Raw genomic sequence first — 13621 nt, forward strand, 5'->3', positions numbered from 1 at the left:
GCTTTGTACTCAACAAAAAACTTGGTAATCCGCCTCTTCAGTTTGATTTGCTTATTTCAAGTTGAGAGTGGGGTATTGAATATATAAAAGAATTTGCTTCACTGCATAATGTTATATATCCCTCTGAGCAGTTTCCCATAGATGATATTTTAAACTCTCGCCAACCTCTTATTCAAATCTTTAGTAAAAACCCTAAGGGATTTTCAGGCATTACACCTAGCAAAGTTCGCTATCAATTAAAGAGATGACCCCTGCCGTCAAATCCGTAGAACCAAACTTGGGAGATTTTAATTACGCAGCCTGACGATAGAAGTCAAACCACACCTGTCTTGGCGATTTATAGCCCAAGCCCTTTTGAATCCTTGTTTGGTTGTAGTACAGCTCGATATATCCAATGATATCACTGATGGCTGCAAACCTTGTTTTATAGTCTTGGTGATATACCAGCTCATTCTTTAATGTGCCCCAGAAGCTTTCTATTGGCGCGTTGTCGAAGCAATTACCTTTAGCACTCATTGACCCTTTAAACTGCTGTTGCTTGATAATCTTGTGATACGCGTGGCTACAGTACTGACTACCTCTATCAGAATGAACAATCAGTCCTTGGCTTGGTCTTTTGTTCTTAATGGCCATGTTGAGCGCACGGCATACTAAATCTGCTGTCATGCGTTTATTGATAGCATAACCGACTAACTCTTTGGTGTATAAATCTTTCACTCCAGCTAAGTACAGCCAGCCCTCATTTGTCCAGATATAAGTAATGTCACTGACCCAAGATTCATTAGGACGCTTGGCATCAAACTGCTGATTGAGCACATTGTCATAGACAAGTTTGTTGTGATCAGAGTCGGTTGTCACTTTGAAGCGCTTATGACGCAGGCATTTGATGCCGTGCTCTTCTTTGATGCGTCTCACCATATAAGTGCTGATATCATGCCCTTGCTCACTCAGATGCGCATGTAGACGCTCGACGCCGTAACGCTCACGAGTTTCACTGTGAGCGGCTCTAACCAGTAGCTCAGACTGGTTTCTATGTATCTGCTGGTCGCTGAGACCACGGCTTAGCCAGTCATAGTAGCTTGATGGCTTTACATGTAACACACGGCACATGCGAGTGATACTAAAAAGCTGCTGATTATCTTCAATAAAGGCGTACTTCACTAGCTGTGCTTTGCAAAGTACGCTGTGGCCTTTTTTAGTATCTCGCGCTCCTCCTCCGCTACTTTGAGCTGGCGTTTTAGGCGCTTGTTCTCTTCTATAATGACCATAAGCTGTGGATCGTAATGTTCAGTCCCTGCAAGCTTGCCTTGATTGGCTTTATTGTACCAGTTGGATAAAGTTTGCATGGCTATGCCGAGCTGCTTTGCTGTGGCTGAGATATTGCCATTATTGTCTGCTATCTTCTTAACGGCTTCGGCTTTGAATTCTGTACTGTAGGTTCTTATTTTATTGGTCATGATAAACTCCGGTTATTGTGCTTAGTTTACCAAGTTTATCTCTACGGTTTCTTCAGCATAGCTCAATACAACCATTTATTAAATGAGTTGGCTTTAATCTGGGTAGCGACTGCTATAGCAAATATAATAGCGAAAATGCCAGTACTGACAATGTATCCTAGATTTAATGACATTGATAAAGCATCACCCGCAGTCTCACCAAGCGTAGTAGCTGCGATTTTAATTATCTAAAAAAGAAGGGTAACTTCCGGAACTTTGGACAAAGCGTTTAGCACTGGATCGTTACTAGAAGCAGTGGGTGAGTATTGATTGTTTAAGGTTGTATTCATGGTTAGATTCACTCTATTAGTAAACAAATTTAATGTTACGTTGTAGATGTCACTAAATTATCAATAGAGATGTTAAGAAAGTGTGAAGATGCAACTATTTAGATCTATTAAAATTTCTATGTATGAGTTTAAAAGATCAAAGTTATACAAAGTCCTCGATTATCATGTAAGTTTAAAATCTCAGAATTAGAGTCCTTCATAAAGACATCGATACCTGCCTGCTCACAGATTGATTTAACAATAGAGAGCCCAAGTCCTGTACCTTCTATTTCCTGTGATTGCTTACTTGCGCTATCTGATCTTGAAGCGCTTATACTATTGTTAAGTTTACTGTCGCTAAATTGATCAGCTGCACTAATCACTTGATTAAGCCGTATAAAGGGTTCAAAAGCTTTCTCATAATCACTAGGGTCAATGCCTGCGCCTGAATCTATGATCTGTAATACTAATTTGTTATCTAGCGTCTTGGATATATCATTTAATTTCCCAGATTGAATCACATGTGAGCCAAAATTATATTGAGCATTTAAAGCCGATTTATCCAAACTGCCTGAGTTTTGCTCAAGTTGATAGAGTTTAACCATGACTTGACCATTATCTAGCGTATAAATAATAGCGTTTTGAATCAGGTTTTTTATGAGCATTAATAATGATGTCTCATCTATCTTTACTTTGCTACTTGACTGTAAGTCGACAGTTAGTTCGATGTTCTTATTATCAGCAATAGGAATGAGTAACCCTATGACTTGTTCGATAATAGATTTAACATTGGTTGCTGTTGTCTCGGTACCAAGCTCGGTATTGATATTACCAGCACGAGCGAGCGTTAATAATTGCTCAACCAAACTTTGATTACGCCTCAAGCGAATAGCCAGTTTATCGAGGCCTTCCGACATAACGTTATCATTACTAATACGCTGTAATCGTTGTAATTGTAATGAGATGGCAGTCAGCGGCGAGCGCAGTTCATGGGCAGCATCAGCGATAAAGCGTTGCTGACGTTCAATACTGATTTTGACTATAGCCAATAATCTATTTAACGATTCGGCTAGTGGCAGCAATTCAGAGGGCAGTTTACCAATCGATAAAGGACTTAGGTCATTCTCATTACGTGCGCTTATCTCATAATGCAATTGACGCACAGGTTTCATCATGCGCCACATGATAAAAGGCAGTAAAAGCAGTAATAATGCTATACCGATAATAAGGGGTAAAAAAGACTGTAAGGCACTAGCTTTGGCTAAATCATCCTGTAAATCTGTCTGTTGGCGCAAAATTAGAGCCACTTCTTCATCAGTATCTAAAGACTCAATCTTGACATCATTTCTATAGGTTCGCCAAGAATGACCGTCAATGTTTTGATCGCTTATTCCTTGTGGAATGCTATTTACTAAAGCTATCGGTATAGGCGCTGAGTAATCATGTTCGTCATCGCTTGGATCGTTCTGATAATCTTGTACCCTGCTATTAAGTGAGGCGGAGAGTATGACTATATCAACGGTGATAGCACCATCATCATCATCGGTATCAAAGTGAATGTTGCTGCTGGCATGTTCTTCATTGTCTAAATGAGCTGTATTACTATTTAAACCACTAATATTAAGCGACTGCTCTAATAGTGCGGCAGTATTTTTTAAATTGTCATCTTGAAAGTCGTTTATCTCGTTATAGCTGTACCAAAATCCATAACCACCCGCCACTATTGCTAGTAGCAATAATGACACAACAGACCAAAATATAAGTTGGAACTGTAATGAGTTAAAGAGGTTACGGAATTTAGGCATTGCTGATATACCATCCAAGGCCACGGACATTCTTGATTCTATCTTGTCCGACCTTTTTGCGTAAACTATGAATCAAAAACTCAATGGCGTTACTTTCAACTTCGCCGCCCCAGCCATATAACGAATCCTCAAGCTCATTTTTGGACATGACTTTTTCAGGTGACAACATAAAGGTAGTGATGAGCATGTACTCCTTTGCGGTTAAATCGATAGGGCTACCATCCATCATGACCCGTTTGTGCGCGGTATCTAGACTGAGATTACCAACCGTCACTTGATTGTCAGCCTTGCCTTGTGCACGGCGAATAAGCACTCTCATGCGTGCAAAAACCTCTGCTAACTCGAAAGGCTTGACGACATAATCATCAGCCCCTGAGTCTAATCCTGCGATTCTGTCTTTTAATTGATCACGCGCGGTGAGTATCAACACCGGTGTTTCAATCTTGGCGTCGCGAATAGCGGTCAACACGCCCATACCATCAACCTCTGGTAGACCTAAGTCTAATAAGATGATGTCGTAAGGTTGCACCCTTAATGTCAGTATGGCTTGACGACCGTCTTTAACCCAATCAACCGTATAAGCTTCATCTTGCAAAGCCTCACTCAGACTCTCGCCAATCATCAAGTCATCTTCGACTACCAATACTCGCATAAGATATCCTTATTGTGTGGCTATTAGGATTAAAAAATATTTATCTATAGTGACACTTTTATAGTGTCTTTAAACTAAAAAGCTCTAATCGATACTAGTGTACAGAGTAGAGCCGTTGTTAAGCTATATTCAACCAAGTTTTAAAATATTAATTATCATCGTCTAACTGACTGCTGATAACCTGCCCATTCATGCCATCGATTACCAGTTTGTGTATGTCCATCCCATTAGCTATTTCAATCTCGTAAGCGGGTATACCGTTATCAAAATCAAACTCTGCTTCAGTAATTTTGCCACCAACACTTTGCGTTGCTTTTTGCATGGCTTGGGTTAGGGTTATCTGTGCTTGCCTCATAGCGTTATATTCTGCTAAGTCATCTTGATCCATTTTTTCCTGCTTAGATTTTAGAACTTTACCGCTACTGGCATCAACTTTTACTTCATGCTCCACTCCATTATTGATAAGCTCGATTTCATACTCGCCACCTGCCATATAATCATTTTGGTCAAATTCAGCGCTTACTAGATCACCTGTTATATTTTTTTGTGCAATAGCGACGGCTTGCTCTAGACTGATTTTACTCTTCGCTATTGCGACTGCATCACTCGTCTTTGCGCCTGAAATAGCAGGTATTTGGCCTGAGGCAACAGCGAGCGTACCAATACCTAGAACGCTCGCGGCAATAAGCAGGGATTTGGTTAAGGTTGATAGTTTTTTCATCGTATTTACTCCGTACGTGAAATTCATGACTGACGATTTGTTAATGAAAATGTCAGAGGTGTCGATATGAGTCCATCATACAAAATAAGACATAGGAGAAGCTTAGCGTAGAATAAGCGTTCAGTTAGCTACTCATATTTTTGAGCTATAATGCTGTTGCTCATTCGATAACCCTTATAAAGAGTAATGTTTTATTATGTTTGAGATACTATTATTGGCGTTAGCACTCGCTGCGGATGCGTTTGCGGCTGCAATCGGTCTTGGCTCGACACATAGAAGCGATGGTAAGTCGCAGTTTATAAAGATGGCGTTACTCATTGGATTATACTTCGGTGTTGCTCAGGGGGTGATGCCGCTAATTGGTTATGCGCTTGGCTCTACTATGCTCGGTTGGTTTGCGGAATGGGCTGCTTGGATCGCTTTTATCATACTAGTGGCTCTTGGGATTAAGATGCTTTATGAATCGTGTTCGGTTAATGACGATACTCGGATCAATATAAGTCATAAAACCTTGCTGTCATTGGCTATAGCGACTAGTCTCGATGCGATGGCAGCAGGCTTTACGTTAAACCTGTTGGTAGTTAATGCTTATGCTGCCTGTTTAATCATCGCATTGACGACCGCTATTTTAAGTGTTTTAGGGGCTTATATAGGACGCCAGTCAGGAACATGGCTCGGCAGTTGGGCAGAAGCTCTGGGCGGTTTAGTGCTGATAGCGATTGGTGTGAAGATGGTTATTTGAAGCATGATTATGCTCTGTTCTCTTAAAAAACACGCTGGCCAGCGCACAAGCTACAGTCAAAGACACCAACATCGATACTAAGGTATGACTAAAAAAATGATCACCAAACATCATTTTATATAGGCCCATTGTCCAGCCTAAGGCAGTCACCAATTCAAATATTCGATAGCGATACTTATAAAGAGTAGGTAAAAATGCTAAGCCATACAAAGAAAATCCTGCGCTGGCATGAGCTGCTGGAAAACATTTTGCATCAGTTTTAGTAAGCATGCTTTGCCATAGATTAAGATAAGGTAGATCCCCGCCAAAAAACGTTAGATGATTAGGACAGCTCACATGAGTAACGCTTTTTAATAGCGCGATAGTAGAAGGCACTACAGTAAGAACAATAAGTAAGTAACTTATCTCACGAACGGATAAGGTCACAATAAATTTATTGAACTTACTATTATTGACGATAAAGGGTTTATTTGCAGGACGTCTATATTTGACAATTAATACGGCTAATAAATAGATCGCCGATAAGATTAATAATGCTTTAGGACCATCATAAAAAATAAAAGCGTAAGGCTGAGCGCCTTTTTGTATAAGCCACTGACTATTATTATAGAAAAACTCACTAATACGAATATCAAATTGGCTATGCTCAAAGGTTAGAGTGGCAATAATCGTTAAGCAAAAAAGCTTAAGCCATATCCAGTTAGATGAGTTATCTTCTAAAATCATGAGCTTACCTTACTTAATGTATTAAATTGAGAAAAATCTAAGCACTTTTAAAATAAAAGATTTGATAACGCCATGCACCACAAAACGAACAACAGTAATAATGCTAAAAACTGCGCAGCAGAGCCGACATCTTTTGCTATTTTAGCGAAGGGATGATGATCCGTTGAAGTATGATCGACGCTCGCTTCAATACCCGTATTAATAAGCTCCACAATGATGGATAAGAACGAAGCAATCACAAGCACCATTTTGACAGTGACGTTAAAAGGCATAAATATAATGACCATGAACAATAAGAGATTGAGCCAGATAACTTGTCTAAAGGCTGCTTCAAATTTATAAGCCGCTTTAAAACCATCTATAGAATACCCCGTAGCTTTTACAATACGGGCTAACCCTTTTTTACCTTTAACCTCATTTGCAAAACTATCCGCTACAAAAGTATCATCAGATACAGGTTGATTTTTGTAATCAAGATTTGTATGTTCGTGGCTTGGAGCAGTAGTCTTGGAATTATTCATATCGATAGCTTAGTATTTATTAAGATTAGAATAGCTGGCAGGTCTTAATGATATTACAGTGCATGTTAAGATCGCGTTAAGGTGAATTTCATATAATAAAAAGCAGTAGCGAATACCGAGTTTGATTAAGGTATTGGCTACTGCTGATTATTAAAGTTACAGTGAAAATAAGAAAAAGTGCAATCACCGATATATTTATTGTTGTAATGATCCCAGTGTAGGAGGGCACTGGTTAGCACTTGGGTATCAGTATGTGCTTGGAGCTGTTAAGAAAGCGTTAAGATAAAAAATATTTATAAAATTATTTGAAAAGGGCAATATTAATATCAAAATTCAATATATACAAAAAAGCAATAGCTGACACCTTGTTTATCAAGGTATTGGCTACTGCATCCCATTAATGAAGAGTTAGTATTTAGCTTTGCTTACTTTTTAACCATCATCCTCCATGTCAACTTGGCTGCTTAGAACTTTGCCAGTATTGGCGTCTATACTCACGTCATATATCTGATTGTCTTTGACAACTTCGATATCGTACAAAGCTTGACCTTTTTCAAGCTCGAACTCAACACCGATGACTTTACCATTTACGCTTTGAGTGGCTTTTTGCATAGCACTAGTTAGCGTAACTTTGGCTTGCTTCATAGCGCTATATTCAGCCATGTCTTCTTTATCTAGTTTTTCTTGCTCAGTCTCAATAACTTTGCCAGTATTGGCGTCAATCTTGACCTCGTAAGCCGTACCGTTTAATACAAACTCAACTTCATACTCGCCCGTTACAGCACCCTTGCCATTATCATCATCGTCGTCATAATCGAATTCTGCGCTGATTAGATCACCTTTAGCATTCTGTTTAGCTATATCGATTGCTTGCGTTAAGCTGATCTTACTTTGCATAGCGCTGACAGCTTCACTTGATCCAGTTACGGCTTTGGTATTGGCAGCAGGTGCGGCGATAGCGGTTGCACCTACGCCTGCAATAGTAAGGGCGATGAGTGCTGATTTGGTTAGCGTTGATAAGTTTTTCATAAGAGTCATCCTTTGTATTAATCAATTTCTGACACACCATTAGTGGTTTTGCCAGCTACCTTGTGGGTATGAATCTATAATACGAGAGACGACATAGGGGAAACTTAGCGGAAAATAAGAGTTTGATTAGCGAGTAGATATAATAAATATTGCTTAATTTTCTGAGTTAAATCATTATTTAAAAGACTACTAAATGTTTAACAGATCTAATGTCTGGCTTAGATACTAGGCTTGCTAAGTTTTGATTAAAGGAGTTTCTATAGGAGGAAAAAGGATGTCAGACGAATTCTTACGAAATACGACGCTTATCGCTTATTCACCTTCAACAGTATCAAAAGTACCTTGCGAAGATATCTTAATTTTGAACTTTGAGCCTCACGGCGACGAAGTTTTTTGGCTCAATACTTATGGATTGAGAGAGTTAGATGAGATGGAGCAAGTTGTCATCCAGAACCAGTTTGATGATTTTTTAATTAAATTATTGCAAGATGATGAGCATGCCAATAAGGTTATCGAACTCGATAATGTCCTGTTTATCGCTCTAAAAGTATTAAAAACTGATGACAAAAATCTAGATAATAAACAATTGATTTTCGTTGTATCGTCAAATATGTTATGGAGTTTGCAAGAGAATCATAATAATCATTTTCAGTGGATTCGTGATCGCTTAAGCGAAGGCAAAGGACAAGTTCGAAGCAAAAAAGTAGATTATTTGCTTTTTCTGTTGATTGAGTCATTGATAGCAAACTATGAAGAGACGTTTGAGAAATTACTGAATGCTGACGGTGACTCGATAAAGGTGACCAATATTAATCCAACGCCTTATTTTACTAAAAAGGTTGAGGAGCAAAAACGTCGCATGTTGAACTTTAAGAAAGCGACGCTGAGCCTTCGCAATACCATTGTAAAGCTGGAAACGATTAATATTATTCCTATGGATAGTAAGTATTTCACCGAACTTAAAGAGCAAGCCAACAATTTGATTGATGAAATTGATTTTGAGTTGTTTGAGCTTGATAGTAAAACCAATCTGATATTCTCAATTCAGGGCCATCGTTTGAATGAAATCATACGTACCTTGACCTTAGTGTCAGTGGTATTTATACCATTAACATTTTTGGTAGGCGTTTACGGTATGAATTTTGACTATATGCCTGAGTTAAAATGGAATGAGGGTTACTTTGCCTTGTGGGGTGTGATGGTAACATTGACTGTGGCCATCGTTGTGTATTTTAAAAGTAAGAAATGGTTTTAAACTGTACTGCTAACTTGTAATGTCTTAGGCTTTTAAAGATTGTTTATTAGTAGAATTTATTTATAATAAATACTAAACGTACTACCGCCTGCAGCATTAGCTTGATGGGTAAGTTGCCAGCCCATATGCGTCATGATGCGCTGAACAATACTTAGACCTAACCCTGTGCCATCAACCTTATAGCTCGTATAATCTTTTGACGAGAACTTATCAGTTAATTGCCCATCATTTTTCTTTTGCTCTAAACGCTCAAACCTTTCATAGAGTAGAGGCATCATCGCTTCAGGAATACCCAAGCCAGTATCGGTAACGGTGATTTTTTTATCGTCAATAATAATAACTACCTCACCCTCATCCGTGTATTGAAAGGCATTCTTTATTAAGTTGCCTAGTGCCATTTTTAGTAATTCAGGTCGTACGTAGGCAAAATACTCTTGTTCAGCGACTACTGCATAAGTCACAGTCTTATACCGTAGCAAATACTTTAAGCGTTCCACTTCATTGTTAGCAATGCTATTGATAGAGGTTTGCGGAGCGTCCAGTTTTTCAGGAGCACGCGAGAGTAGTAATAACGCGCTGATAATCTCAGAGGTCTCTTTAGCTGTAGTACTAATACGATTAGTAAACTCGCTCAAACGGCTATCGCCTTCTAATTGAGAAGCCAGTACTTCTGATGCACCCATAATAATCGTCAAAGGCGTGCGCAGCTCGTGGCTAACATCTCCAGTAAATAGCTGCTCACGTTTGAGATACTGCTCAAACTTATGATTCTTCTCATCAATAGCGCGTGCTAATACGCCAACCTCGGAGGGCAAATGGGTCAATTCGGTTAAGTTTTGATGATCGGTTTCTACTGCTTTTTTTAAGTCTAATAAAGGTTTAGTAATTTGCCTAGAGGATAGCTGAGAAAATATTGCGGCAATTAGTAAGCTTAAAATAACGGCAACTCTTAAGGCATTGGCAAAGATGTCTTCTAGGTGTTCAAAAATGGCAAGGACAGGGTAGTTCCCCATTACCATCTCAGTGTCTTCTAAATAGGTTAAAACATAGCGTTGTTTATTTTGCTGATAGATGAAGAAATGTAGATTAGTTCTAACATTGCCATCTTTGGTGGGCACGGTTACGGGCATCTCTTGCACTGTCTCGGTTGCCAAAGCTTTTAAATTATCAGGTGCATGATTATAGCGATAAATTTTTATGCCCGGATCTGCAGTGTAGACAGGCTGATCGCCATCCTTTTCTTGACTAAGCTCTAGCTGTTGCAGTAAGCGAGCTTTGACCAACTCTTGCTCCATCCTTGTCTCAGCGTACATAAAAATACTGACGAAAGCAGCGCAAAGTAATATGGCAAATAAAAAATATGACAGTCGAAATTTATTAGCGATAGAGTCGAGGCTGAACATGGCATTTACTTCATAGTATAAGGTAGTAGAAAGAGGATAGGAGGTATAACTAGGACGACTCTTAATCAGATTGAGTCTGTAAATCGTACTAAGATATTCTACACTTTATCGGGATCAACAATTTGATAACCCACTCCAGGCATCGTCATTATCATAGGTCTGGCAAATGGCTTGTCGACTTGTACGCGCACACTATGCATATGAGTCCGTAGCGCATCGCTACTTGGAATATCCTCACCCCATACCTTTTCCTCAAGCTCACTTTTACTGACGACTCGTGGCGACGCATTCATTAATGTTTCTAAAATTTTAAACCCTGTTGGTGTCAGTTTTAGTGATGTACCTTCTCGTCTAATCGTGTGCTCATTAGCATTTAAGGATAATGGTCCGACAGCTAAGCTGTGCTCAAAATGCTCATCTTGGTGTCGACGGATAAGCGCTTTAATCCGTGATTCCAACTCAATAAGTGAAAAAGGCTTGACCAGATAATCATCAGCGCCACTATCGAAGCCTGCGACTTTATCCAAAATCGTATCACGAGCCGTCAGCATCAATACAGGGGTTTTATTATGTAGCTCTTCTCTCAGTTTTTTACATAGCTTGGTGCCGTCCATACCCGGCAGCATGACATCTAATAAAATAACGTCATAGCGATTATTTGCAGCGAGTGTTAAGCCGCTAATGCCATTATGAGCGTTGTCCAGCTCAAAACCTTTTGGTTCAAAAAAGGCATAAATATTGGCGACGATATCGGGATTGTCTTCGATGATGAGTATCTTGTACATAGTGGTCTCGTGCATAAATGCTAGCAGGGCTTATGATAAAGGTCTTAATGGGTAGATTTAAAGAAGGTTGGCGCTGCTGCTACCTCATCGGTAGTAATACCAAAAAAGTTAAGTAAAGTTGGCGTAATAAAGTCATGTGACACGGGCTGATCAATCGTACTAATGAGACTACTTTTATCAATATTATTGCTAGTAGGCGACCAAATGATGACAGGCACCTGCTTTTGCGCATCAGGTGCGATAGCGTAGGGCATGCCATGCAAGTAAATATTATTCTCGCCTAAACTTTCGCCATGATCGCTAATATATACCATTACCACATCATAGTCCTGCTCATACTTTTTGAGCGTATTAATCACGTTATTTAAGAAATAATCTGTATAACGAATAGCATTGTCATAAGCATTGATGACGGATTGATCATCGCATTTAGCAAGCTCGTTCGTCATGCATACTGGTTTGTACTCTTCAAACTCCTTAGGATAACGTTTGTAGTAAGCAGGACCATGATTACCCATTTGATGCAATAAAATAAGGGTGTCTTTAGCAGAGCCGTCTGCTGTTACTCCTGTATCTGACTTAACTAAAGTATCAAAACCGTCAAGCATACCGATATCACGACACTCCTCATCACAATTTGGATTGACATCAGCCGTCTTATAATCTTCAAAAGTTACTCGATCCGCGACCCCTTTAGAGCTCGAATTATTGTCGCGCCAAATAACATTGACGCCTTGCTTATTTAGTGTGTCTAATACGTTCTCATTATAGTCTGCCATATTATTGTCATAACTCTCTCGATTAGAGTAGCTAAACATACAGGGAACGGAGTAAGCAGTAGAGGTGCCACATGAGGTGGCATTTTTAAAGCTATAGACATCTGGTTGGCTAGTCAGCAGAGGCATAGTGTCGCGCTCATAGCCATTAAGACCGATATGATCAGCACGTACTGTTTCACCAACGACAAATACCATGAGTTTAGGCTTTGCTGCGTTAGTTCCAGCAGTAGGAGTTATACGTTTGGCATCTGTCGCATGCAGGGTCAATGTATCAGGACGACGAAGTTTCTCAACATAATCGGTACCTAATTTGATAACCGAGTAGATAGGAGTAATAGGGTTTGCGTAACTGCGGACTATCTTATGCTGACGGAAAAAGGTGGCGTATTGATCGCCAAAAGACAGTAGGCAGACAGCTATTAAGGCGATAGATGAGGTTAAGGTTAACGCTTTTTGCCATAGCGCTCGACGTATAGGTACTCTTTTTATGCGGATTTTAGCAATAATAACTGCGGGTATAATGCCTAGTATAAAGACTCTTGTAAAAAAACTTAGCGACATCAACCCCATCGCTTCACGTTGATCGGTTTGTATACTATTGATCAGCATATTAGTATCGAAAATAGTGCCATAAGCGTCAGTAAAATAGCCACATACGGCCGCTATCATTACCATAGCGATGAGCACTGGTTTAGCAATAGGACGATAGCAAAATAATTGGATGAGTAGCCACATTAAGCCGAACAATAAGCCTGTGATAGAAACTATGAAGCCAACGTTATTACCAAAAGGGTAAATGCTAAGCACTTGCGCGAAAAAACCAAAATTTGCAGTAGTGACTAAATAGAGCGCAACGATAATAATCAGATAGTTAAGATTAATTTCATGATTAAAAATGCTGTTTAGATAGCTTTTTTTGGTAGGAGCTTTGGTGATTTCAGTGCTAAGTGCTTGAGGGGTTGACATAACTAGGCTTCTCAACAGGATGGTAAGGAGTTTGATTCCTTACGATAACAAGAGGCCTGTTAAGAAGACGTTAAGATATTTGGGTTGAGTAATGCTTTAAGAAGATAATATATTCTTAAAAATAAATAGTTAGATAATAAGCTTAAGGATGCATATTGCCTCTACTTTAGCTGGTTAGTCGACGCCTAATAAACCAACTAATTATAATTACTATAGCAATCGATAAAAAAATCTTTGAATAGGGTGCTAACGCAGTCTCTATAACCTCGTAGTTTTTGCCGAAGTGGTAACCTGCAAGCGTCAGTACAGTTGTCCAAACACTAGAACCCAAAGCAGTCAATACTAAAAAAGATAAAAGTGGCATTTTGTTCATACCCCCATATCAAACCCCCATATCAAACCCTAATATTAACAACCTCACCTGAGTAAAATATCAATTTAAACGAAGGCTACTAACGCTATATATAGCATA

At 39.3% G+C, this 13621-nt stretch carries 12 protein-coding genes and 1 pseudogene; 2 read left to right on the plus strand and 11 right to left on the minus strand.

Going from position 1 to position 13621, the window contains the following annotated elements; genetic code table 11:
* Positions 1-291: 291 nt before the first annotated feature.
* From AAEY79_RS13655 to AAEY79_RS13675, 5 genes and pseudogenes are all read right to left on the minus strand, one after another.
* Positions 292-1457 (minus strand): IS3 family transposase gene (locus AAEY79_RS13655; RefSeq protein ID WP_201584291.1). Its coding sequence is split into 2 segments (ribosomal slippage): positions 292-1199 and positions 1199-1457, totalling 1167 coding nucleotides; the frame shifts between segments, so codons are not numbered across the junction.
* Between the two features lie 65 nt (positions 1458-1522).
* A pseudogene (locus tag AAEY79_RS13660) lies at positions 1523-1786 on the minus strand (hypothetical protein); the annotation flags it as partial.
* A gap of 128 nt (positions 1787-1914) precedes the next feature.
* Positions 1915-3570, minus strand: a complete 1656-nt coding sequence (locus tag AAEY79_RS13665; RefSeq protein ID WP_352288751.1) for a HAMP domain-containing sensor histidine kinase — start codon at positions 3568-3570, stop codon at positions 1915-1917.
* Positions 3563-4222 (minus strand): response regulator, encoded by a 660-nt coding sequence (locus AAEY79_RS13670; RefSeq protein WP_198334096.1) that lies wholly within the window; start codon positions 4220-4222, stop codon positions 3563-3565. Before AAEY79_RS13670 ends, AAEY79_RS13665 begins: the two co-directional genes overlap by 8 nt.
* A 148-nt stretch (positions 4223-4370) precedes the next feature.
* Positions 4371-4943, minus strand: a complete 573-nt coding sequence (locus AAEY79_RS13675; protein ID WP_352288754.1) for a PepSY domain-containing protein — start codon at positions 4941-4943, stop codon at positions 4371-4373.
* Between the two features lie 196 nt (positions 4944-5139).
* Here AAEY79_RS13675 and AAEY79_RS13680 point away from each other — a divergent pair, with 196 nt between their 5' ends.
* Positions 5140-5685, plus strand: coding sequence for a manganese efflux pump MntP family protein (locus tag AAEY79_RS13680; protein ID WP_198334094.1), 546 nt, complete (start codon positions 5140-5142; stop codon positions 5683-5685).
* Here the strand turns inward: AAEY79_RS13680 and AAEY79_RS13685 are convergent.
* The 3 genes from AAEY79_RS13685 to AAEY79_RS13695 all read right to left on the minus strand — a co-directional run bounded on the left by AAEY79_RS13685 (position 5647) and on the right by AAEY79_RS13695 (position 7961).
* Positions 5647-6411 (minus strand): PAP2 family lipid A phosphatase, encoded by a 765-nt coding sequence (locus AAEY79_RS13685; RefSeq protein WP_352288756.1) that lies wholly within the window; start codon positions 6409-6411, stop codon positions 5647-5649. The two genes, AAEY79_RS13680 and AAEY79_RS13685, sit on opposite strands and share 39 nt — an antisense overlap.
* 47 nt (positions 6412-6458) lie before the next feature.
* Positions 6459-6932, minus strand: a complete 474-nt coding sequence (locus AAEY79_RS13690) for a diacylglycerol kinase (RefSeq protein ID WP_198334092.1) — start codon at positions 6930-6932, stop codon at positions 6459-6461.
* A 432-nt stretch (positions 6933-7364) separates the two neighbouring features.
* Positions 7365-7961 carry a PepSY domain-containing protein gene (locus AAEY79_RS13695; protein WP_352288760.1) on the minus strand — a complete coding sequence of 199 codons (597 nt, stop codon included), beginning with the start codon at positions 7959-7961 and terminating at the stop codon, positions 7365-7367.
* A 274-nt stretch (positions 7962-8235) separates the two neighbouring features.
* Here AAEY79_RS13695 and AAEY79_RS13700 point away from each other — a divergent pair, with 274 nt between their 5' ends.
* Positions 8236-9216, plus strand: coding sequence for a CorA family divalent cation transporter (locus AAEY79_RS13700; RefSeq protein WP_025651487.1), 981 nt, complete (start codon positions 8236-8238; stop codon positions 9214-9216).
* Positions 9217-9272: 56 nt separating this feature from the next.
* Here the strand turns inward: AAEY79_RS13700 and AAEY79_RS13705 are convergent, their stop codons facing one another.
* The 3 genes from AAEY79_RS13705 to AAEY79_RS13715 all read right to left on the minus strand — a co-directional run bounded on the left by AAEY79_RS13705 (position 9273) and on the right by AAEY79_RS13715 (position 13149).
* Positions 9273-10619 (minus strand): HAMP domain-containing sensor histidine kinase, encoded by a 1347-nt coding sequence (locus AAEY79_RS13705; protein WP_025651488.1) that lies wholly within the window; start codon positions 10617-10619, stop codon positions 9273-9275.
* Positions 10620-10717: 98 nt separating this feature from the next.
* The gene (locus AAEY79_RS13710; protein ID WP_025651489.1) at positions 10718-11404 is read right to left on the minus strand and encodes a response regulator transcription factor; all 687 of its coding nucleotides are present in this window, start codon (positions 11402-11404) and stop codon (positions 10718-10720) included.
* A gap of 44 nt (positions 11405-11448) precedes the next feature.
* Positions 11449-13149: a phosphoethanolamine transferase gene (locus AAEY79_RS13715; protein WP_025651490.1), complete on the minus strand. Its 1701-nt coding sequence runs from the start codon at positions 13147-13149 to the stop codon at positions 11449-11451.
* Positions 13150-13621 lie beyond the last annotated feature (472 nt).

The organism is Psychrobacter sp. GW64-MNA-CIBAN-0177, from assembly GCF_040309585.1.
GTDB lineage: Bacteria > Pseudomonadota > Gammaproteobacteria > Pseudomonadales > Moraxellaceae > Psychrobacter > Psychrobacter okhotskensis.